The 21,550-nt window shown below is 53.7% G+C and carries 17 protein-coding genes; 9 read left to right on the forward strand and 8 right to left on the reverse strand.

Annotated features, from left to right (window positions below):
* Nucleotides 1-85: 85 nt before the first annotated feature.
* The 3 genes from JHD74_RS18650 to JHD74_RS18660 all read right to left on the reverse strand — a co-directional run bounded on the left by JHD74_RS18650 (nucleotide 86) and on the right by JHD74_RS18660 (nucleotide 3,600).
* Nucleotides 86-1,402 carry a ferric reductase-like transmembrane domain-containing protein gene (locus tag JHD74_RS18650; protein ID WP_199063274.1) on the reverse strand — a complete coding sequence of 439 codons (1,317 nt, stop codon included), beginning with the start codon at nucleotides 1,400-1,402 and terminating at the stop codon, nucleotides 86-88.
* Nucleotides 1,403-1,496: 94 nt separating this feature from the next.
* Nucleotides 1,497-2,078: a flavin reductase family protein gene (locus tag JHD74_RS18655; protein WP_024530980.1), complete on the reverse strand. Its 582-nt coding sequence runs from the start codon at nucleotides 2,076-2,078 to the stop codon at nucleotides 1,497-1,499.
* A 100-nt stretch (nucleotides 2,079-2,178) separates the two neighbouring features.
* A complete protein-coding gene (locus JHD74_RS18660; protein ID WP_199063275.1) occupies nucleotides 2,179-3,600 on the reverse strand; it encodes an MFS transporter in 1,422 nt (473 codons plus the stop codon).
* Nucleotides 3,601-3,887: 287 nt separating this feature from the next.
* Between JHD74_RS18660 and JHD74_RS18665 the strand changes: the two genes are divergently transcribed.
* The 4 genes from JHD74_RS18665 (at nucleotide 3,888) to JHD74_RS18680 (ending at nucleotide 10,424) form a co-directional block, all read left to right on the forward strand.
* Nucleotides 3,888-5,249: an MFS transporter gene (locus JHD74_RS18665; protein ID WP_024530978.1), complete on the forward strand. Its 1,362-nt coding sequence runs from the start codon at nucleotides 3,888-3,890 to the stop codon at nucleotides 5,247-5,249.
* A 15-nt stretch (nucleotides 5,250-5,264) separates the two neighbouring features.
* Nucleotides 5,265-7,610 (forward strand): beta-glucosidase, encoded by a 2,346-nt coding sequence (locus JHD74_RS18670; RefSeq protein WP_199063276.1) that lies wholly within the window; start codon nucleotides 5,265-5,267, stop codon nucleotides 7,608-7,610.
* 210 nt (nucleotides 7,611-7,820) lie between these two features.
* Nucleotides 7,821-8,795, forward strand: coding sequence for an AraC family transcriptional regulator (locus tag JHD74_RS18675; protein ID WP_024530274.1), 975 nt, complete (start codon nucleotides 7,821-7,823; stop codon nucleotides 8,793-8,795).
* Nucleotides 8,796-8,906: 111 nt separating this feature from the next.
* Entirely contained in the window at nucleotides 8,907-10,424 is a 1,518-nt protein-coding gene (locus tag JHD74_RS18680; protein ID WP_024530275.1) for a Na+/H+ antiporter NhaC family protein, read from the forward strand.
* On the opposite strand, the gene JHD74_RS27080 is transcribed toward JHD74_RS18680, so the two are convergent.
* Entirely contained in the window at nucleotides 10,374-11,342 is a 969-nt protein-coding gene (locus JHD74_RS27080; RefSeq protein WP_051372417.1) for an acyltransferase family protein, read from the reverse strand. The two genes, JHD74_RS18680 and JHD74_RS27080, sit on opposite strands and share 51 nt — an antisense overlap.
* A 566-nt stretch (nucleotides 11,343-11,908) precedes the next feature.
* Here JHD74_RS27080 and JHD74_RS18690 point away from each other — a divergent pair.
* Both JHD74_RS18690 and arcA read left to right on the forward strand, forming a co-directional pair.
* On the forward strand, nucleotides 11,909-13,438 hold the full coding sequence (locus JHD74_RS18690; protein WP_024530277.1) for an amino acid permease: 1,530 nt from the start codon (nucleotides 11,909-11,911) through the stop codon (nucleotides 13,436-13,438).
* A 15-nt stretch (nucleotides 13,439-13,453) separates the two neighbouring features.
* Nucleotides 13,454-14,728, forward strand: coding sequence for an arginine deiminase (gene arcA / locus JHD74_RS18695; protein WP_024530278.1), 1,275 nt, complete (start codon nucleotides 13,454-13,456; stop codon nucleotides 14,726-14,728).
* Between the two features lie 89 nt (nucleotides 14,729-14,817).
* Here arcA and JHD74_RS18700 read toward each other — a convergent pair whose 3' ends face one another.
* The gene (locus JHD74_RS18700; protein ID WP_024530279.1) at nucleotides 14,818-15,705 is read right to left on the reverse strand and encodes a class A beta-lactamase FONA-8; all 888 of its coding nucleotides are present in this window, start codon (nucleotides 15,703-15,705) and stop codon (nucleotides 14,818-14,820) included.
* A 132-nt stretch (nucleotides 15,706-15,837) separates the two neighbouring features.
* On the opposite strand from JHD74_RS18700, the gene JHD74_RS18705 reads away from it, so the two are divergent.
* Entirely contained in the window at nucleotides 15,838-16,713 is an 876-nt protein-coding gene (locus JHD74_RS18705) for a LysR family transcriptional regulator (protein WP_024530280.1), read from the forward strand.
* 35 nt (nucleotides 16,714-16,748) lie between these two features.
* Here JHD74_RS18705 and JHD74_RS18710 read toward each other — a convergent pair whose 3' ends face one another.
* Both JHD74_RS18710 and JHD74_RS18715 read right to left on the reverse strand, forming a co-directional pair.
* Nucleotides 16,749-18,365, reverse strand: a complete 1,617-nt coding sequence (locus JHD74_RS18710; protein ID WP_199063281.1) for an FGGY-family carbohydrate kinase — start codon at nucleotides 18,363-18,365, stop codon at nucleotides 16,749-16,751.
* Nucleotides 18,366-18,377: 12 nt separating this feature from the next.
* Nucleotides 18,378-19,124 carry an SDR family oxidoreductase gene (locus JHD74_RS18715; protein ID WP_199063278.1) on the reverse strand — a complete coding sequence of 249 codons (747 nt, stop codon included), beginning with the start codon at nucleotides 19,122-19,124 and terminating at the stop codon, nucleotides 18,378-18,380.
* Between the two features lie 415 nt (nucleotides 19,125-19,539).
* On the opposite strand from JHD74_RS18715, the gene JHD74_RS18720 reads away from it, so the two are divergent.
* Together JHD74_RS18720 and JHD74_RS18725 are read left to right on the forward strand one after the other, a co-directional pair.
* On the forward strand, nucleotides 19,540-20,556 hold the full coding sequence (locus JHD74_RS18720) for a LacI family DNA-binding transcriptional regulator (protein WP_024530283.1): 1,017 nt from the start codon (nucleotides 19,540-19,542) through the stop codon (nucleotides 20,554-20,556).
* Nucleotides 20,557-20,722: 166 nt separating this feature from the next.
* Entirely contained in the window at nucleotides 20,723-21,124 is a 402-nt protein-coding gene (locus tag JHD74_RS18725) for a hypothetical protein (protein ID WP_074031106.1), read from the forward strand.
* Nucleotides 21,125-21,345: 221 nt separating this feature from the next.
* Here the strand turns inward: JHD74_RS18725 and JHD74_RS18730 are convergent.
* Nucleotides 21,346-21,550, reverse strand: a 205-nt coding sequence (locus JHD74_RS18730; protein WP_199063280.1) for a hypothetical protein, incomplete at its 5' end; no start/stop codon positions are given.

Raw genomic sequence — 21,550 nt, forward strand, 5'->3', positions numbered from 1 at the left:
GCAAACAGCAGGGCTAGCAGGATCACAGCGACGATGGTGGCAATAGCCAGGCGATCGGCAAAAAGACGGCGCATTGGCTCTCTCCTCAGGCAAAGTTATAACGCTCGCAATGGTAGCGCGACATCGGCACGTGCAAATCGGCCAGCGTCTGCTCTATGACGTCCATCATGACGTTCGGACCACAAATAAAGTACTCATGTTCGGCATAACCGGGTGGCAGATGGCGTTTGAACAGTTCCGCAGTGATAAAGCCCCGCTCACCAGGCCAGTCCTCTGGAGGCTGTGTCAACACATGGACAACTTTCAGGTTCACTCTTTGTTCCATGGCGGCCAGTTCCTCACGAAAGGTGACCGACTCCCAGTCTTTGCTGCCATAAATCAGCATCAACGGTTGGCGATCGCCACGATCGGCCAGCGTGCGGATCATGCTTATCATCGGCGTAATGCCCACACCACCAGCAATCAGCACGCGCAGATCGGCCTGTTTACCCAGCGTGAACGCGCCATAGGGGCCATCAAGATAGACGCGTTGCCCAACCTGCAATGTAGCAATAGTGCTGGTGAAATCACCCAGATTACGAATGGACATCTCGACCTGTCCATCCGCAACTTCGGCACTGGAGGAGAATGAGAACGGGTGGCCCGTAAGGCTGAATGGGCTACCCCAGACGGTCAGCCAACCAAACTGACCGGGGGAAAAGCGAAAGCCTGGATGCCCTTCCGGCTGCATCAGCAACGTGGTGGTGTCTCCCCGTTCCTGGCGCACTGCCGCAATCCGATAAGGCTTGCGTAGCATAAACAGGGGTTTGATGATCCGCACATACAGCAACAAGGCGAGCCAAAAAGCGATCAGCGCAATCCACAACCCACGTTTCCAAGGATCATCCAGATAGAAACTCCAGCCAATCATATGCAGGATCCCAGCCCCAAGCGCGATCAGTGCCAGGATGATATGAGTAAGATGCCAGGTTTCGTAACGGATATTCAATTGCACGCGCCAAAGCGCGGTGACCACCAACGCAATTAGCGAATAGGTTGAGAGCGCGGCAAAACGGGCGCGCCAAGGGGCTTCAATAAAGTTGAGTAATGCCAGCAGTTCGGGGCGGACGACAAACAAGATTATCGGGTGGGCAATCACCAGCCCCACGGCGATCAGCGAGATACGACGGTGAAAATGGTAGAGAACATCTTCGCCCAATGGTTCGGTCACGTAGCGGAAACGAGCGGTCAGACCGAACTGTAACCCCATCATTGCCAACCCGGCATAGCCTAAGGCAACTGAAAACTCGGTCCAGAAATCTCTCGCGGGCGGCATAGCACCCAATAGTAAAGCAAACAGCGGAGCAAGAATGAAAAACAGATAAATCAGCAGCCAGCCAACACTGCGCAGTGTGTAGTTCATTGCCATACCCCGTGCCGAAAGCCTTGATCTCAGTATAATTCAGCATCAGCTATTTGCTATTTTATGGCGAGAGGTTACCACCTCGCACCAGAGTTTAACTCCCCGTTTTCGCTTTCAGCGATTCACCGATAGCGTAGAACTGCCCACCGGCAATATAGTGCAGGCTTCGCAGTGCAGGTTCGGCGGTGTCAAAATGCCAGTGACCCTCTTTAAACACCCGCGTATCGGACCAGGCACCGGTCACTTCGCCAATAAACAAATCGTGGGCCTGCTGATTATGGGGCTCAGAGATCAGCCGACACGCCAACCAGGCAGAGCATCCGGCCACAAAAGGCAGTGGTCGATCGTCAAAACTGAACAGCTCGACGCCACAGTTTGCCAGTTTGTCGGGGTCGGTATGCAGGCTGCGGTTGCCAACCTCATAGGTCAGCTGTAGCTGGGCCGCAGTGGGAACCTGGATCACAAAGCGCCCACTCTGCTCGATCAGCTCACGGGTTTTGGTCATCTTGTCTAGCACCACCGTCAGCTTCGGCGGCGAGAAATCCAGCGCACAGGCCCAGGCGGCGGCCATCACGTCATTGACACCGTCGTGGCTGGCGGATACCAACACCGTCGGGCCGTGATTAAGCAGGCGATAGGCCTTTTCCAAGGCCACGCTGGCAATAGGTTGGTTCATCATTTATCCCTCAAAGTTAGGCTGGGCTGGATACATTATCGTAGCTCGGCCGCGAACCATTGTGAAAGACATGTTGGCGGCAGCAGAATTTGTGACAACGTCACTCCTGTATGACGGGCTGCCCCTTGCGATAAAACTGGCTCCACAGTGCCAACAACAACCCCAGCGCTGCTAAAACGGCCGCCACCAGATAGGTCAGCTGTAAACCTGCCGTGCTCCCTAACCGTATATCGCTGGCTGCCGAGGCCAAAGCGAATATGCCCCCCATGGCGGAAGCCCCGATGATAAAGCCAAGGTTGCGCGCCAGATTTAACAGACCGGAAGCCACCCCACGCCGCTCGATGCCAACCTGTTTGATCACCGCCGTGTTGTTGGCCGCCTGAAATAAAGCATAGCCTGCGGTGATCAGGCAGATAGGTAATATATAGCCCAAAACGCCCTGCGTGGCTGACATCATCGACAAGGCTAATGCTCCCAGGCAGACTCCCAGTAATCCCAGGCTAATCATCTGCGGTGCGCCGAAGCGATCGACCAGATATCCCGATGGCACACCCGCCATTGCAGCGATCAGCGGCCCGGCGGACATGACCAAGCCAACCTGCTGTGGCGCTAACTCTAATCCGTGCGCAAGATAGAACGGCCCTACCACGAAGGACGTCATGATCACCGTACTCACCAGCATATTGGTTAGCAGGCCGCAGCTCAGGATTGGCTGACGCAGTAGGGCCAGTTGGACCAGCGGGCTTGCTACTTTTTTCTCAACCCAGACGAACGCACAGGCCGCAACGGCTGTTCCCAACAGCAGCAGGCTATTGAGCGAATCGAAATGGCCGTGCCCTAACGTCATGGCCAGCGAAAATAGCGCCAGCGTCAAACCGAGCAAGGCCATTCCGACGAAATCAAAACCACCCCGTTTCGTTACCTGCTGCGGATCGGTTTGCGGGAGATAGCGATAAACACAAAACAGCGCGACGCCCCCCAGCGGCAGGTTAATCAGGAAAATTGATTGCCAGCCAAACCCGGTAATCAAGACGCCCCCCAGCGTTGGGCCAAGCGCGGTTCCCACTGCGGATAAGGTGCCGAGCAGCCCCATCGCCTGTCCGACTTTCTCCTTGCTGATGGTTTCGCCAACTAGCGCCAGAGTGATGGCCATCATCACTGCCCCCCCTAACCCCTGCGCAACACGTGCCGCAATCAGCCACCAGATGGTCGGAGCGACAGCACAACCCAGCGAGGCGAGCATAAACAGGCTGAGTCCGGCCAGTAATAGCGTGCGACGGCTGATGATATCCCCCAATCGCCCGACGCCCACAATCAGCGTGGTGATCGCCAGCAGATAAGCGATCACCACCCACTGTACATCTTGAAACGAAGCGTTAAACACCTGCGCTAATGTGGGTAGGCTGACGTTGGTGATGCTGCTGGCCAGAGAGGAGAGCAGCGTTGGCAAGGCCAGGCTGATTAGCCCGCCGCGCAGGGCCGAAGGTGGTGCGGGCAAGATATTTGGTACGGTAGATTTCATGGTTGGCTGACTCCTGAATTAACTTGTCAGTCAGCGTATGGCAAACCATGACATGGCGGAAGGCGCATGGAATACAACTTATAAGTGCACCAAACGCCCTATGTCAGAATCGGGCGCAGCATGCAGCGCCCCTACGGTTGAATTTAGCAATACCTGTGAGCTTTCTCACAACTCCGTGATAAAGCCGGGGGCGAGCAAAAAATGGGAACTGTATAAACAACCGCTGGCAAGCCGCCCTTGACGCTCTCGGTATACTCAAGGCGAATCAACCTGAGTGAGTAAGTAAAATGAAAACAATAGAAATCGTCTCAGACAGTTATGTGAAGGTCGGCGTACGGGAAAAGATTGGCTATGGCTTCGGCGATCTGGCCTCCAACCTGTCGTTTGGCTTTGTCTCCCTGTTCTTACTGTTTTTTTACACCAATATTTACGGCATCAGCGCGGTACAGGCGAGCCTGATCTTTGTGATTGCCAGGGTGCTGGATGCGATTTTTAACATCTTTGTCGGTTACTTTATTGATAAGACTCAAACCCGGCACGGCAAGCTGCGCCCTTACCTGCTGTACGGCGCGGTGCCCTTGGGGATTTTGACGGTCCTGTGTTTCAGCACCTTCGACAGCGACTATAAATTTTATTACGCGCTGATCACCTACACCCTCTATTGCCTGGCCTACACGGCGGTCAACACGCCCTATTCTGCCATGACCAATATGCTGACCCAGCACGAAGGCTCACGGGCTTCACTGTCGGTTTACCGCTTTGTGTTGGCTATTGTGGGTTACTTGATTGTCTCGACCACAGCCGACCTGCTGATCTCACAGTTCACCGATCAGAAGATGGGTTATGTGTTTGCCGTCAGCTGCTTTAGCCTGTTGGCCACCTTCTTCTTCCTGGCCTGCTTTGGTATGACCAAAGAGCGGGTAAAAAGCCTGCCAGATCAAAAGGCCCCCACGCTTAAAGAGATGATCACCGCCGTTTCCGGCAACCTGCCGTTAATCCATCTTTCCCTGTTCACGGTGTTTTTCTATATCGCCTATACGGTATGGATGGCCATTGCTATCTACTTCATCAAATACACCCTGGGAGATGAAAGCTTTACCGCCAAGTTCTTCATGATCCAATCTGCGGCCTATGTGGCGGGTACGGTGATCTCAGAAAAGATCATCAGCCTGATGGGCAAAAAGAAAATGGTTCAGTTGGGGCTGCTGATCGGGATTGTCGGCTTGCTGTTCCAATACTTCCTGGCGGGTGATAACGCCTACCTGATTATGACCGGCGTGTGCCTGTACAGCATTACTCTGGGGATGGGCTTTGTCGCGATGTGGTCGATGATTGCCGATACCGTTGAGTATGCCGAATGGAAACACGGCGTACGTACCGAAGGGGCCATTTACGGCTTCTTTAACTTCATCACCAAAATTGCCATGGCGATTGGTGGCGGCTGTGCCGGCTTGATGCTCGATTACTTTGACTACTCGTCCGAGCATATCAGCGCCAACGCGCTCAACGGCATCAATATGATGATGACGCTGTTTCCTGGCCTGATGTTTGCCCTGGGGATGCTGTTTATCTTCTTCTACAAGCTGGATGAGCACACCTACCGGAATATCATCAAAGACATTGAATTGCGCAAAGCTAGCGCGCAGTAACCAGCAGGTATCCCTATGAAAAAAGATTTCCACGCCATCATTGCCGCCATGACTGCCGAAGAGAAAGTGGCGCTGCTCAGCGGTAGCGGTTTATGGCGTACCGCGAGCTTCCCACAGCATGGCATTAGCGACATTGTGATGACGGATGGCACCTACGGCGTCCGTTACAGCACCAGCCAGATCGAACAGGGGGAAAATTGGCACATTAGCGATTTTCTGGCCGTGATTGGCCAAAGCGCGGGCGAGGTGGAAGAACAAAAAGGCGGCTCTGAGGCACTGTTCAGCAAATCCAAACCGGCCACCTGCTTCCCGAATGGTTCAACCCTGGCCTGCAGCTGGGACGTGGATCTGGTGTACCAGATGGGCGAGGCGTTGGCCAAAGAGTGCCAGGAGATGGGCGTCGGCATTCTGCTTGGTCCGGGGATCAATATTCGCCGCACACCTTTGGCTGGCCGTGGCTATGAATATTACTCGGAAGATCCTGTGGTCAGCGGTGACGTGGCCGCAGCCCTGATCAATGGGCTGCAGGACGGTGGTGTGGGTGCCAGCCTGAAGCACTTTGCCGCCAACAACTCGGAATACCGCCGCACCGAGATGGATTCGGTGGTGGAAGAACGGGCGCTGCGCGAGATTTACCTCTCGGGATTCAAGCGGGCGATCGACAAATCCACCCCCTGGACGGTAATGTCGTCCTATAACCGGCTCAATGGCGTGCAAACGTCGCAACACCACTGGTTGCTGACCGAGGTGCTGCGCAATGAGTGGCGCTATGACGGACTGGTGATGTCCGACTGGTACGGCATCAAAGACCGCCCCGCTTCTTTGCTGGCGGGTAACGATTTGGCGATGCCGGAAACCCAGCGTGATAAACAGGAGCTGTTGCAGGCGATCGAGCGCGGAGAAATCCCTACAGAGGTTCTCGATACTGCCTGCCTGCGGATGTTAACCCTGATCGACAAGGTGCAGCGCCACCGCAAGCCGGGTACCAAAGCCGATTACCCGCAACATCATCGCTTGGCACAGCAGTTGGCTGCCGAATCGATGGTGTTATTGAAAAACGAAGGCAATATCCTGCCGCTGCAAGCCGGCAAGAAAACTACCATCGCCGTATTGGGTAAACCGGCGCAGGAGCCGGTGATCCAAGGTTCAGGCTGTGCTACTACCGTGCCTTACATGCTCGATCGTCCGCTAGATGAAATTTTCGAGGTGGCCGGTAACGACTTCCAGATCGACTATGCCATCGGCACCCCGGATGATAATCACGTCGACCCGCAGGCGCAGGCACATGCGGTTGAGCTAGCCAGCAAGGCGGACGTCGCCGTGGTGTTCGTCAGCACTGCCATTGGCGAAGATGGCGAAAACGGCGATCGCCGGGATCTCAATATCTTACCAAGCCATGAAGCGCTGATCCGTGCGGTAGCCAAACAACAATCCAATGTGGTGGTCGTGTTGGCTAACAGTGATGCGGTGGTGATGCCTTGGCTATCAGACTGCAAAGCCCTGCTGGAGACCTTCTTTGCGGGCCAGGGCATGGGCCGGGCGGTGGCGGATATTCTGTTTGGCCGGGCCAACCCCTGCGGCAAGCTGACGGTCACGGTGCCCAATACGCTGGAAGAAACTCCAGCATGGCTCGATTACCCGGGGGAAAACCTGCGCCATCACTACAGCGAAGGGCTGTACGTAGGTTATCGCTACTACGACCGACGTAAGCTGACGCCGCAGTTCCCGTTCGGTTTTGGCCTGAGCTATAGCCAGTTTAGCTATGCCAAGCTGGCGACTTCGGTCACGGAACTTGAAGAGGGCCAGCCCTTAACCGTCAGCGTTGAGGTGACCAACCGTGGCGATCGGGCCGGTAAAGAGATCGTGCAACTTTACCTGACTGCACCGCAGGGAGATCTGGCACGCGAAGTCCTGGCGTTGAAAGCCTTCGCCAAAGTGCATCTTGAGGCGGGCGAAAGTAAAACGGTGGCCATGACGTTGGAATGGCAGGATTTTGCCTGTTTCCATCCGGGTATGGCCGCTTGGGTGGTCGATCCTGGCGAGTATCAGCTTCACGTGGCACGTTCTTCGCGGGATATCGCGCTGAGCACGGTGGTCAAGCTGTGCGCCAAGCCCTATTATTTACCGCTAAAGGTGGACAATTCGTTGCAGCAACTGATCGCTACCCCACCGGCTTTTGACCGCGTAGTGAAGTTATTGGTCAGCAAGAACGGCTTGCCGGTGGCGCTGATGCGCGAAAAGCTCGTCGCGATTGCTCCTGATCTGTTCTGCGGCCTGTTTATCGCCCTGACAGAGTTCCTGGCTATTGATATTACTCAGCAGGAGTTGGAGGCTGCATTAGCGGAGCCTGCCGCCTTGTGACCCCTCACCCCAACCCTCTCCCGCAGGGAGAGGGAGCTGTACGGTGATGTAAATAAGTACGTAATTCAATTTTCGGCATTTTAACTCTGGGTACAGGAGTAAAGTTGTAGCACGGACAGTTCCCTCTCCTTGGGGTTAGGGAGACGGAGAAAGACGCCGCCCTAATCAGACACGTATTTTCATCACCAATCTCAGGGGATTAATAAGCCGATGTTTCCTTTCTCTGTTACGCGACAACCCAAGCCGCAGTCCCATCGGCAGGCGCAAGCAGCGATCCATGAGGGCAGCGGCTATGAGCTGATCTCGTTTGACGCCGAAAAACTCAACGTTTTCGCCGCTGAAGTTTACTACTGCGAGCCCCATTGGCACTCGGCCCCTGAGCTGATCTGCATCCTGTCCGGCGAGTTTTCCGTCACCCTCGGTCATGCCACCTCGGTGGCCAGCGCGGGAAGCATGCTGTATATCAACCCGGACGAAATCCACTCCCTTGAAGCTCGCGCCCCAAACAGCCAACTGCTGACCATCCAGTTTTCCCCCCATCTGTTTGATGAAACCCATCCGGCCCCGCTGATGTTTAATCAGGGCGACCGCACTGCAGAGCAGCAGATTAGTAACGCCGTAATCGCCCTGCTCGATAACCTGGTCACGGCACAACCTTCGTTTACCCGCATTGCCCTGGTTTATCATCTTTTGGGAACGCTTGTTGCAGCAACGCCAAGCCAGGCCGACCAACAGCAGGTTAGCGTCAGGAAAAAAGACCAGCAGTTGGTCAAATACGGCATTGAGTTTATCAACCAGCATTTTGACGATGAGCTCAACCTGGCCACCATTGCCGAACACGCTGGCGTCAGCTATCACCACTTTTCCCGTATTTTCAAAAAGATCAGCGGCTACAACTTTAAAGAATATCTGACCATGATCAGAATTAATAAGGCCAAACTGCTGCTGAAAGACACCAACATCCCGATCACCGACATCAGCTACACCTGCGGTTTCAGCGGCCATAAACAGCTGATTTTTGCCTTTAACAAATATTGCCGCATGACGCCAACCGAGTTCCGAAAAAGCTACCTTACCGCCATCAATTCGGCGGCAGAGCTGCAGATCATGACCGATTTCCGCTGCCTGCCACTGGATCGGCAGATCGTTGCACGTTTACAAAGCTTCAACGCTGACCCGCAATAATTAAAATAATCATTGCCCTATGCCGCCCATGGCTATACTTACCTCAGTAGCTACCGCAGGTATTGCTGTTGCCTGACCCCTCCTGTCTTAACTGTCTGTGGAGCCGTGCCCATGAGCAAATCAGCTAAAACTCCCCGCCCTGTTAAAGCCCCAAGCTATCTGGATGCTCTACTGCCGATAGTCACGTTGATTTTGCTGGTCGGAGCTTCCGTTGCTCTGTTTGGACTTGAAGCCGTCAACGGTCCTTTGCAGGTGGCCATCATCCTCAGCACCATGATCACCGCTATGGTCATCCTGAAGAATGGCCATAGCTGGGAGGAGGTTTCCGAGTCCGGCCGCAAAGGCATTGCCACCATCTCGGGGGCCATTTTTATCCTGTTTTCCGTCGGGGCGCTGATTGGCACCTGGAACATGTCCGGCACCATTCCTACCATGGTGTATTACGGCATTATCATGATCACCCCCAACTGGTTCTATCCGATAGCCTTTTTGGTCTGCGTTGGCGTCTCTTTAAGTATTGGCAGTTCCTGGACCACGGCGGGCACTTTGGGAGTCGGGTTGGTTGGGTTGGCCAATATGCTGGGGCTATCACCAGAAATTACGGCTGGAGCCGTGATTTCCGGGGCTTACGTGGGTGACAAGATCTCGCCGCTGTCTGAAAGTACCGTATTGGCCGCTCAGCTCAACGGCGTCGAATTGTATAAACATATTCGCGCCCAGCTTTGGACCACCATTCCGGCGGCGGTCATTGCCCTGATCGGTTTTATTCTGTTAGGGCTAAATCAGCACAGTGCCTTTGATGCCACCATCACCAACAACGAACTGACCCGTTTTAACGAACTGTTCCACATCACCCCGTGGAACCTGTTGCCGCTGGTTTTCCTGTTGGTATTATCGGTCGCCAAGGTGCCCGCCCCGTTGGCCATCATGTGCTCGGCCTTGATGGCGGGGATCATGACGTCCTTTATGCAACCGCAGGTGATCGAACGCTTTATTGTCGAGCCTGATCTTGCCAGCCCGCTATTGGCCATCAAGGCGGCCTGGCTGGCGATGGCGACCGGTTTCCAGGAGAACTCAGGTATTGAACAGATCGACGCCCTGCTGTCACGCGGCGGCATGGACAGTATGTTGTTTACGATCTGGCTGATTATCGGCGCGGTGACGTTTGGCATTATGGTGGATGACTTCGGCCTGCTGAACAAACTGGTTACGCCGCTGCTGCTGCGGGCCAAAACCGTGGGCAAGCTGTTTACCTCGGTGGTTGCTACCGCAATTGGGTTGAATATTGCCGCGGGCGATCAGTATATTGCGCTGCTGCTACCCACCCGGCTGTACCGTGCCGAATTTGCCAAGCGAGGGCTGGCACCAGAGAACCTGTCACGCATCGTTTCGGATGCCGGGATTGTCACCTCTCCGCTGATCCCCTGGAACTCCTGCGGAGCTTATATGGCTGCGGTACTGGGTGTCTCGACCATGGCCTACATGCCGTTTGCCATCTTTAATATTGCCGCACCGCTGATCACTCTGGCACTTGGCATCACCGGTTTTAATATTCGCCATATTCCGGTGGCTGATCCCTCAGAAGGAAATAATCCGAGCCGTAAAGCGGTTGAGAAGCAACAGCCGTGAAACCAATACCGAGGCGACAAAAACCAGAACCAGTAAGGTAAATTTAAGCGTGGCGTCATTGAAGTCATACAGCGTAGTAATGAAATAGAACACGCTGTAGTGAACGATATAGACGCCCACCATCGCCGGGCTGATAAACTCCACGACGCGGGTAAGCAATCGGCTCTTGATGGCGATATTATCAAACAGGATAAACAGCGCCAGGCTCATGCCCAACAGGTGCAGGTGCTCCAACACAAACCAGCCGGCGACGCTGATCTGGGTATGGGTTGACAGATAAAGTTCGTAGAAATACATGGAGATACCGATGGGGATCACCAGCAGCCTGGCGGCCCACTGCACGCTGGATTTTTTGGTGAACCTGCGACCAGGTGCTTCCCCCAGCACATGGCCAATAATGTAGTAGCCGCCCCAAACCCAAATAAACGAATAGCTGGAGATAAACAGCGGATCGTCTTGGGTATCCAGCGGGCTGAAAATATCCAACAGGGCAATAACGGCAACCAGCCCGGCAAACACGGCCGCAGTAACTTTCAAATGCTTAATGCCCTTAAGGATGATGGGGTAAATTAAATAGATGATCCCCATATTCAATAGTATGCCATTCTGTAAAATATAACCTTGATGAATGTATTGGGTTTTAATCAAAGATGAAACAATGTTCCAGAAAATAATTATCAGGATAATGGATTTTATTTTCACCATAATCTCCTGCCTGGTGAGTTTCTCTACCTCATCCATATAACCGATAATGATAAAAAACAAAGGCTTGGCAATAATAGACACAAAGTACAATATCCCCATGGTATTCGCATGGAGGAAACACTCGAGAGCACACATTTGGCTGGTCGAGAAGAAGGTGACGGCGGCAAAACAACTTAAACTCTTTAATGCCTGCTGGCTGACACTGTTGATCATGGTTTTCCATCCATCACCGGGTTGATATGACACACCCTACTGTTTTTTATAAAAATAATCTTAGTACATTAACACCCACTGCACAACGCGCATCTTTAGCCATGATCCGAATGAGCGCTCATTTCATGAGAGTTTTCTCATAGGTCGATGGACAGGTTTTGATATATTAACTATTTTTATACAACCTGCGTTTTTATGCTTAAAGCCCATTAGCTTCCCTAGCCAGCAACAATCCGTTACCTTTTGTTATTTCATTGATTTTATTTAAAAAAACAATAAACATGATTGCATCCTCAAGTTACAACCCGCCAAAGTAAAGCATTGTCATTAATTTTAGTATCTTTAAAGGATTGTTAATCAAGAATATTCTTGCATTTGGTTTTTTATTCCGTCAGGTGGCAGTATTTCACCCCTAATCGGAATCAACAGTGCTGATGTTGAAGAAAAAAGTTATTTGCGACAGGAAAATTTGCCGGTTATGACTATGATTTAATCGTACGTCGGTTGGTAACGTTATCCTTTAATTACGCAATACTTTATTTGACTTGGTGTCAGTAAGGAAAACCATGACGAGCTCATCAACGAATAAACTATCCCTATGGTCACTCACCGCACTGGTAGTGGGCTCCATGATAGGGGCCGGTATATTTTCTTTACCGGCTACCTTTGGGCGTGCTACGGGAGGGTTTGGTGCCATTATCGCCTGGTGTATTGCGGGCGGCGGGATGTTAATGCTGGCCTTTGTGTTTCAAACGCTGGCGCAACGTAAACCCGATCTCGATTCCGGTGTGTTTATTTATGCCAAAGCCGGATTCGGTGATTATCTGGGATTTGCCTCTGCACTTGGCTTCTGGGCCGGGACCTGTATTGGTAACGTCTCTTACTTTGTGCTGATCAAATCCACCCTGGGGGCCTTCTTCCCGATATTTGGCGATGGCAATACCATTCCCGCGGTGTTGTTTGCCTCGGTCATTCTTTGGGGATTCCATATTCTGGTACTGCGCGGGGTTAAAAGTGCTGCGGCTATCAACACCATTGCCACCATCGCTAAAATCCTGCCAATCCTCATCTTTATTATTGTGCTGATCTTTGCCTTCAAAAGTGACGTGTTTGCACTCAACTTCTGGGGATCTCCAGAGAGCGCAACCTCTGCAGCCTCTTTGGCAAGCGTGGGCGATCTCTCTCACCTCAACGACTACGGCTATGTCGGTCATGCCGCCGCCGCCATTGTCCCTACTGCGGAACCCGAATCCCTGTTCAGCCAGGTGCGCAGCACCATGCTGGTGACGGTATTCGTATTCCTGGGGATTGAAGGTGCCAGCGTCTATTCCCGCTATGCCAAAGAACGCAGCCACGTGGGCATTGCCACGGTGCTGGGGTTCATTGGGGTGCTGTGCCTGTTGGTGCTGATCACCATGCTGTCTTACGGCGTGATGCTCCGTCCCGATCTGGCGGCGTTACGCCAACCTTCGATGGCGGGCGTGTTGGAAGCTATCGTTGGACGCTGGGGGGCGATCTTCATCAGCGTGGGCCTGATTGTTTCGGTACTGGGCGCTTATCTCTCCTGGTCTTTGCTGGCGGCAGAAGTGCTGTTTTCCGCCGCAAAAAGCAAGAGTATGCCGAAGGTGTTCGCCACCGAAAACAGCAATGCGGTGCCCTCTTCCGCCGTCTGGCTGACCAACATCACCATTCAGGTGTTCTTAATCCTGACGCTGTTTAGTGATTACGCCTTCCAACTGGCGCTCGAACTGACCAGCTCCCTGACGCTGATCCCTTATCTGTTGGTAGGTGCCTATGGGCTGAAGCTGGCCATGACCGGCGAAACCTACGAAACCGATAAACGCGATCATAAAAAGGATCTGATCTTCGCGCTGATCGCCACCTTCTACGCACTGCTGATGCTGTACGCCGGTGGTATGAAGTATCTGCTGCTCTCCGCCATCATCTATGGCCCAGGCACGCTGCTATACATTATGGCCAAACGTGAACAGCACGCAAAAGTGTTCACCCCGGCCGAGATGGGGCTCTTTGTAATCGTTATGGTCGCCGCCGTTGCTGCAATCTACAGCATTGCCACTGGCGTTATCACAATCTGATCGAGGCAAGTCATTATGTCGACTAAAAAAAAGACGCAGTCCAAGTTTGGTGTTCATTCAGAAGTAGGGAAATTGCATAAAGTCATGGTCTGCGCCCCTGGCAAGGCGCATAACCGGCTGACACCGAGTAATTGTGATGAGCTGTTGTTTGATGACGTGCTGTGGGTTGAGCGCGCCAAGCGTGACCATTTTGACTTCATGACCAAGATGCGTGAACACGGCGTGGACGTGGTTGAAATGCACAACCTGCTGGCCGAAACCCTGGCGCTGCCCGAAGCCAGAAAGTGGATCCTGGATCAGCAGATTGTGCCTAATGAAGTGTCGCTGGGGATCTTGAATGAAACCCGCAGCTTCCTTGATGGCCTGGCACCACGGGCGTTGGCGGAGGTACTGATCGGTGGCCTTTCCACTACCGAGCTGGCTAAAGAAGGTTATGCCGACCACGAAGAGCTGAAGCTGATCCGCGAAGCGGTAGGCATTACAGAATACCTGCTGCCACCGCTGCCGAATACCTTATATACCCGTGATACCACCTGCTGGATCTACGGTGGCGTGACCTTGAACCCACTGTATTGGCCTGCCCGTCACGAAGAAACCATTCTGACTACGGCGATCTACAAGTTCCACCCAGACTTTGGCGAAGCCAATGTTAACGTCTGGTGGGGGGACCCAACTGTGCACCACGGTACCGCCACGCTCGAAGGTGGGGACGTGATGCCGATCGGCAACAAAACGGTGCTGATTGGGATGAGTGAGCGGACCTCGCATCAGGCGATCACCCAACTGGCCGCCGCGCTGTTTGCCAACAAACATTCCGGTGTTGAACGGGTGATGATTGCCGCTATGCCGAAACTGCGTGCCGCCATGCACCTGGATACGGTATTTACCTTCTGCGACCGCGATGTGGTGACGCTCTACCCGGCTATCGTCAATCAGATCAAAACCTTCTCACTGCGCCCGGATGCTGGCCCAACCGGCATGAAGCTGAGCCGCGATAAAGGCACCTTTGTTGAAGCCATTGCCGGAGCATTGAACCTGAAAAAACTGCGGGTGGTGGAAACCGAAGGCAACGACTACGACACCGAACGCCAACAGTGGGACAGCGGCAACAACATGGTGGCGCTCTCTCCTGGGGTGGTGCTGGCTTACGATCGTAATACCAAAACCAATACCCAGCTACGCAAAGAAGGGGTTGAGGTCATTGAGATTGTCGGTAGTGAGCTGGGCCGTGGCCGTGGCGGCGGCCACTGTATGACCTGCCCGATTATCCGCGATGCCATTGATTATTAATCGCCAGGCGTGATCAGAAAAGGCCGGATTTTCCGGCCTTTTTTATGCTGACAAAATCACTGCGCGTCTACGCGGTGAATATCCCCGATTCAAAGTCCTTCGGTGACAATTTTAGCAGCCGCAGCCAACACGTCTTTGCGGGCTTCGGCATTCTGCTGTGGCTGAGTGAAATAGGTCACCAACACCAACGGTGCGTGGTTAGCTGGCCAAATCACGGCGATATCGTTAGTGGTACCGTAATCACCGCTACCGGTTTTATCCCCAACCACCCATGTAGTTGGCAGACCTGCACGAATGCTGGCTCCGCCGGTAGTGTTCCCCTTCATCCATTCAACCAGCTGAGCACGCTGTGGTTCACCAAGCGCTTTGCCCAAGGTCAGGTTTTGCAGGCTTTTTGCCATCGCCAGCGGTGAGGTGGTGTCGCGCTTATCACCCGGAATAGCGGTATTTAAAGTGGGTTCGGTACGATCGAGACGGAAGGTTTTATCGCCAATAGTACGCGCAAACTCTGTCACTTTTGCCGGGCCGCCAAGATGCTCAAGGATCTTGTTCATCGCCGTGTTGTCACTGTACTGGATAGTGGCGGCGCTAAACTCGGCCAAGGTCATCCCGGTGTCCAGGTGTTTTTCGGCGATCGGGTTGTAGTTGACCAGATCGGATTGCTTGATCTCCATCCGCTTAGCCAAAAGATTTTTATCCGTCTCGCTCTGTTTTAACAGCGCTGACACCGCCATCACCTTGCTGGTGCTGCACATCGGAAAACGTTCATCCGCGCGATACAGGATCTGCGAATTATCAGCGGTATCGATCAGCGCCACGCCCAGGCGGCCACCGGAATTTTTCTCCAGTTCAGACAGTTGCTGCTGAATATTCGCCTTGGCATTAGCGGATTGCGCCCATAGCGGTGCGCTACCGAACAGCAACGGCATAACCGTAGCGACCATCAGGGTGGTTTGACGTAATGTATTTTTAACCATGTTTTGCCTCACATAAAATAGATTAATGCAGCGGAGTTCTCTTCAGATGGCGGGAAATATCCTCTGTTAGGCCGTTATTGACAAGCGACAAGAATTTTCTCTAGCATAAAGAAAATCTTTTGGATAACACCTATGCGCTCTAATCTTCCCCTGAATGCCCTACGTGCTTTTGAAGCCTCTGCCAGACATTTGAGTTTCACACGGGCAGCGCTGGAGCTCTATGTTACCCAGGCCGCCGTTAGCCAACAGGTTCGGCTGCTTGAAGAGCGCCTGGGTATGGTGCTGTTTAAACGCTTACCCCGTGGTTTAGAAATGACGGAGGAGTCGCGGGCGCTGTTTGCCGTGCTAACCGACGCCTTTGGCCATATTGAGAAAGCCTTCCGGCAGTTTGAAGGGGGACAATTCCAGGAGGTGCTCACCGTCGCCGCCGTCGGCACCTTTGCCGTGGGCTGGCTGTTGCCGCGTCTTGATCGGTTCAGGCAAGAGCATCCTTTTGTCGAACTGCGGCTGCGCACCAACAATAACGTCGTCAATCTGGCCGCCGAAGGGCTGGATTTCGCCATCCGTTTTGGCATGGGTTTGTGGCCATCAACCCATAACGAGATGCTGTTTGATGCTCCGCTGACCGTGTTGTGTACGCCCGCTACGGCTAAGCGGCTCGTCACCCCTGCCGATTTGCTGCAAGAGGATCTGCTGCGTTCTTACCGTGCTGAGGAGTGGGAAAACTGGTTTGCCGCCGCTGGCCTGCAGGCGGTGAGAGTTAATGGCGCCATCTTTGACTCATCCCGTCTGATGATCGAGAGCGCTATCCATTCCGGTGGTGTGGCATTAGCCCCACCGAAAATGTTTGCCCGGGAACTCGCCACCGCGCAACTGGTGCGCCCGTTTGCTACCGAAATCAACATGGGCAGTTACTGGTTAACCCATTTAAAATCGAAGGCAATGACCCCGGCGATGGAAATATTTAGCGAATGGTTACTGAAGGAAGCGGCAGAAGATAATTCGTAGGGGCACAGCATGCTGCCCCCCTACAGTATCCAGACTTATTGCAGCTCCTCACGGATCCGTTTGGCCGTGCTCTGCAACAGCTTATAGGCCTCATAGCGGTTAGCGTGCAACGGGTGGAAATCCGCATTCGGTTGGTATTGGCTATCCAACTTGGAAAACTGCGCCATCGCCTGTTCCACCGAGGTGGCAACCTTCCCCGCCACTGCACCCAGGATCGCCGACCCCAGCAATACCGGCTCCTCTGCCTTGGTTGTCACTACCGCGCAGCCACAGCTGTCCGCCAGCAACTGCCGCACCAACGGATGACGGCCAGCCCCGCCGCTGATCACGATCTGCTCAACGGTGACGCCCATCTGGGACTGGGCATCAAGGATTTGCCTGAGCCCATAGCCAATCCCGCAAATACCGGCAATATACAGGGCCACCAAGTTATCGAGGTTGCTTTCCATACCCAACCCGGCCACCACGGCACGGGAATGGGGATCGGCAAAGGGAGCGCGGTTACCAAGGAACTCGGGAACCACATGCAGACCATTGGCGAGTTTTGCTGCTGACGACGCACAAACCATTTTGGTCAGCGCCAAATCGGCCAACAAGGTTGGCAGTGAAATACCCAACGCCTTAGCCTGCTCCGCCGCCTCTGGTGCCGCGGGGTGGAACGAGACCAGCTGCTTGATAGCCGCCCCCGCCGCGCTTTGTCCACCTTCATTAAGCCAGAACCCAGGCACCATCGCAGAGTAATAGGGACCCCAAACGCCTGGAACAAAGGCCGGGTTTTGCGTAGTGGTCATCGTGCAGGACGACGTGCCAAACACGTAAGCCAGGTTATTGGTGACTCCACCGCCAACACCAACGGTACCAATCCCGCCAGCATGAGCATCAATCAAGCCCACGGCGACAGGCGTGCCCGCTACTAATCCCATTTCTTTGGCGGCTTCTGCCGTCAGGCCGTTGCCACAAGGCGTACCAGGTTCTTTGATATGTTCCCCAATGCGGCGGAACGCGTCGTCTGTCAACTCTTCAAGGCCGATGGTGCGGAAATAGTCCGGGTCCCAACGTTTCTCATGGGCCAGATAGGTCCATTTGCAGGTTACCGTACAGACGGAACGAGCCAGATCTCCTGTGGCGCGCCAGGTCAGGAAATCGGCCAGATCGAAGAACTGCCAGGCGCTATCGTAGACCGCACGACGGTTCTCCTTCAGCCAAAGCAGCTTGGGCGTCTCCATTTCTGGAGAGATTTTTCCGCCAACGTAGTTAAGTACCGGATGGCCGGTGGCGTTGATCCGCTCGGCCTGCTCCGTTGCCCGATGGTCCATCCACACGATAATGTTACGGTCGGGATCTTCCGATGGCCCTACCGCCAGAGGTTTGCCGTCTACATCGAGTACCACCAGGGAGCAGGTGGCATCAAAGCCAATGCCTGCCACGTTGTCTGGGGAAATACCGGATGCGGCCACCGCCTGCTTGATGCTGATGCATACCGCTTGCCATATCTCACGGCTGGATTGTTCAACATAATTTTCCGGGCCGCGGAACAGGGTGATCTCTTGGCTGGCATGCGCCAACATAGTACCGGAGAGATCAAAAACCCCTGCTCGTGCGCTGCCTGAACCCACATCGACACCAATAACGACCTGCTGTTGATTGTTCATCATTTTCACCTATCAGAGATCGACACTATTTGGCAGGATCACCAGGTCACGCACGGTGACATGCTTAGAGCGCGTTACCATAAACAACACCGCTTCGGCCACTTCCCTTGGCTGCATCAGGCTGCCGTTGGCCAGCGCCTCATCCATCTTGGCTTTTGGCCAATCGTCCAGTAGCGCGGTAACCACCGGCCCTGGTAACACGGCGCCAACCCGCACGCCATACTGCGCCACCTGGCGGCGCGTGGAGTGCACAAACGCCTGAACGGCAAATTTTGAGGCGGTATAAATCGGTTCCCAGACCACCGGTACGACCCCGGCGATCGAACTGGTAAACAGAATATCGCCAGACTTTTGCTCGATCAGATGCGGCAGCACCGCCTGCACCGAACGGAAAGCGGCGTTAATATTGAGATTAAGCACGCGATCCCAAACGTCCGGATCGCCTTCCGCCACCGGGCCACCAATGTACGCACCGGCATTGGCATGAAAAATATCGAGGCGTCCGGCAGCAGCCAGAATGCCGGGCAGCATACCGGAAACCTGCTGTGGGTTGAGCAAATCGATGACCAGTGGATACGCGTTTTCGCCAAGTTCATCGGTGAGGCGTTGCAGCTTTTCCTCGTCACGGTCGATCAGCACCACTTTAGCCCCGGCCTGGAGGAAAATACGCGCGCACTCCAGGCCGATACCCGAGGCCGCACCAGTGATCGCCGCGACCTTACCTTTGAGGGAGAAATTCAATTGGGTGAAATCTGTCATGGTTGGGTTCCTTTATTAAACAAAAGATCAAATCATCACGACGAAGTCACTGCGTGTAAGTTCATCGCGTTAAGAATTTGGCTGTCGATATTGCCCCTCACCCTAACCCTCTCCCAAAGGGAGAGGGAACCGAGCGTGCCACGGATTAGCTCCCGAGCCTGACTTAAGCACCGAATTCGCAAGGGCTAAAGCGTGCAGCTGTTCCTGACCCAGCTATATATTTGCAAGGGTTGGAAACGTCCCACCGCAGCTGACCCCAACGCCGTACCAGCCCCTCTCCGTTTGGGAGAGGTTTGGGGTGAGAGGGTATTTACGTCCCCTGTCACACCCTTTGCTCATGGCGCTCAATCGATTGAGCATAATTGCTACTTTTTATTTTTACTGTCAAGATATAGAAAATTGGGGAGCGAAATTTGTGACTGGGTTCAAAGCAAAAAAAACGACGATTTACGATCTGGCCGAACTGGCCGGGGCCTCCTCAAGCGCGGTCAGCGCCGTGCTCAATGGCAGTTGGAAAAAGCGCCGTATCGGTGCCCAACTGGCAGAAAAAATCCTGCGCCTGGCCGAAGAACAAGGCTATACCGTCAATCAGCAGGCCAGCCTGCTACGCCGTCGCAAATCGACGATGATCGGCATGATCGTCCCCAAGTATGACAACCGTTATTTTGGTTCGATCGTCGAGCTGTTCGAATCGATGGCCCGTGAACGCGGCCTGTTTCCGGTGATCACTTGCACCAGCCGCGATCCTGAACTGGAAATCGAAGCGGCTCGCACCATGCTCTCCTATCAGGTTGACTGGATCATCTCTACCGGTGCTACCGCCCCCGACAATATCACCGAGATCTGCGCTGCCTCCGGTATTTCAACGCTAAATCTCGATCTGCCAGGCACCCTCGCCCCTTCGGTGATCACCGATAACTATGCCGGGGCCAAAGAGCTGACGTTACGAATTCTGGCCAACTGTGAAAAACGGCTGGGCTACCTCAAGCCACTGATCTTCGTGGGGGGACGCGGGGTTGACCATAACACCACGGAACGCCTGCGCGGCTTCAGAGATGCCCACCGGCAGTTAGGCGTTGAGGTCATCGAAGAGAACCTGTTGGCCTGCGGCTATTCCCCAGACAAGGCCGAGCTGGCGATGAAAACGTTTATTGCTCAAGGCGGCGATCTGCAAACCGGGCTGTTCGTCAACTCGACGATCTCGCTTGAAGGTGTGATGCGCTGGTTGGTGGCGTCTGGCTATCGCGGAGATAAACAGCCGGTGATGGGCTGTTTTGACTGGGATCCTTTCGTACTGATGTTAGGCCATGACATCGTGATGGTGAAGCAGGACGTCAACAAGATGTTGCAGGCGGCGTTTGCACTGATCGATGCCAACTCGCAAGAAAAACAACTGATTGAAATACCGCCGATCTTCCCAGAGATGATTTGAGGTAACTACGCCGGTATCTTTCGAACGGGAGGCTTCAGGCCGCCCTCCCGTTCCGGTCCTCAATAATAAAAAAAACAACCGACTGCTATGTGCCAAAAGCAGACGTTGCCAAGGTCCGTCTGAATAGGTTTAAATACCATATTACCAATGGACATGGATTATTCGCATGAAAATACGATTATTAATACTCTTGCTGCTCATCACCTCCCAGTCGTGGGGACGTCAGCAAACCCCGAGGGAACAAGCGAAACACATGGCTGAAGCAGCATGTCTATTTCAATACGAGGTCATCAACTCTCGCTTTACTTTGGGTTTTTCTGAGGAAAAAGCCATCCAAACATCGACTATAATACTGACTAATTATCTGGAGAAGAATAAAAAGATAGCAGGTGATAAATTTCTCTCCTCGATTCGAAGAAATACAATTGCACAATTACGGGAATTGGAAGTAAGTAAAGAGGCAGTGCAGCAACTAAAATCTCCGTCATTAGATTTTAAAGATAAATTTTTATCTTCCTGTAATGAAATTAAAACGGAGCAGTTGGAAGCGATGCATGTTTTTGACTAAGTGCAGCATTCATATAGGCATGATATGCGTTTTTGAGGCTCTATCGTGTTTGTTACCTCCGCACCTCGCTCACCGAGGCTGTCCGCTTAGTGCTAGAAGCGGATGTTGTCGATATGATGTATTGGTTGATAGAATCCAAGTCTGAAAATCCAAATATTATTCTGTTAGCAACTTCAAAGTTGAAAAAGGCTTCCGAGAAAATAACCAACAAAAACAGCCTATTAAGGCTGTCTCTTATACACATCTGACGCTGCCGACGATGCCAACTGGGTGTAGTTCTCGGTGGTCGCCGTGGGTGGAGAAGGGGGGGGGGGGGGGGGGGGGGGGGGGGGGGGGGGGGGGGGGGGGGGGGGGGGGGGGGGGGGGGGGGGGGGGGGGGGGGGGGGGGGGGGGGGGGGGGGGGGGGGGGGGGGGGGGGGGGGGGGG

Origin of the sequence: Serratia sp. ASV30, from assembly GCF_016428815.1 — a bacterium.
Classification (GTDB): Bacteria; Pseudomonadota; Gammaproteobacteria; order Enterobacterales; family Enterobacteriaceae; genus Chania; species Chania fonticola_C.

What these genes read in the sequence shown, in the direction of transcription:
- JHD74_RS18660 (WP_199063275.1), bottom strand. Translation starts at nt 3,600, where the DNA reads ATGAAATCTACCGTACCAAATATCTTGCCCGCACCACCTTCGGCCCTG.
- arcA (WP_024530278.1), top strand. Translation starts at nt 13,454, where the DNA reads ATGTCGACTAAAAAAAAGACGCAGTCCAAGTTTGGTGTTCATTCAGAA.
- JHD74_RS18715 (WP_199063278.1), bottom strand. Translation starts at nt 19,124, where the DNA reads ATGACAGATTTCACCCAATTGAATTTCTCCCTCAAAGGTAAGGTCGCG.
- JHD74_RS18680 (WP_024530275.1), top strand. Translation starts at nt 8,907, where the DNA reads ATGAGCAAATCAGCTAAAACTCCCCGCCCTGTTAAAGCCCCAAGCTAT.
- JHD74_RS18725 (WP_074031106.1), top strand. Translation starts at nt 20,723, where the DNA reads ATGAAAATACGATTATTAATACTCTTGCTGCTCATCACCTCCCAGTCG.
- JHD74_RS18655 (WP_024530980.1), bottom strand. Translation starts at nt 2,078, where the DNA reads ATGAACCAACCTATTGCCAGCGTGGCCTTGGAAAAGGCCTATCGCCTG.
- JHD74_RS18650 (WP_199063274.1), bottom strand. Translation starts at nt 1,402, where the DNA reads ATGAACTACACACTGCGCAGTGTTGGCTGGCTGCTGATTTATCTGTTT.
- JHD74_RS18665 (WP_024530978.1), top strand. Translation starts at nt 3,888, where the DNA reads ATGAAAACAATAGAAATCGTCTCAGACAGTTATGTGAAGGTCGGCGTA.
- JHD74_RS18675 (WP_024530274.1), top strand. Translation starts at nt 7,821, where the DNA reads ATGTTTCCTTTCTCTGTTACGCGACAACCCAAGCCGCAGTCCCATCGG.
- JHD74_RS18700 (WP_024530279.1), bottom strand. Translation starts at nt 15,705, where the DNA reads ATGGTTAAAAATACATTACGTCAAACCACCCTGATGGTCGCTACGGTT.
- JHD74_RS27080 (WP_051372417.1), bottom strand. Translation starts at nt 11,342, where the DNA reads ATGATCAACAGTGTCAGCCAGCAGGCATTAAAGAGTTTAAGTTGTTTT.
- JHD74_RS18710 (WP_199063281.1), bottom strand. Translation starts at nt 18,365, where the DNA reads ATGAACAATCAACAGCAGGTCGTTATTGGTGTCGATGTGGGTTCAGGC.
- JHD74_RS18670 (WP_199063276.1), top strand. Translation starts at nt 5,265, where the DNA reads ATGAAAAAAGATTTCCACGCCATCATTGCCGCCATGACTGCCGAAGAG.
- JHD74_RS18690 (WP_024530277.1), top strand. Translation starts at nt 11,909, where the DNA reads ATGACGAGCTCATCAACGAATAAACTATCCCTATGGTCACTCACCGCA.
- JHD74_RS18705 (WP_024530280.1), top strand. Translation starts at nt 15,838, where the DNA reads ATGCGCTCTAATCTTCCCCTGAATGCCCTACGTGCTTTTGAAGCCTCT.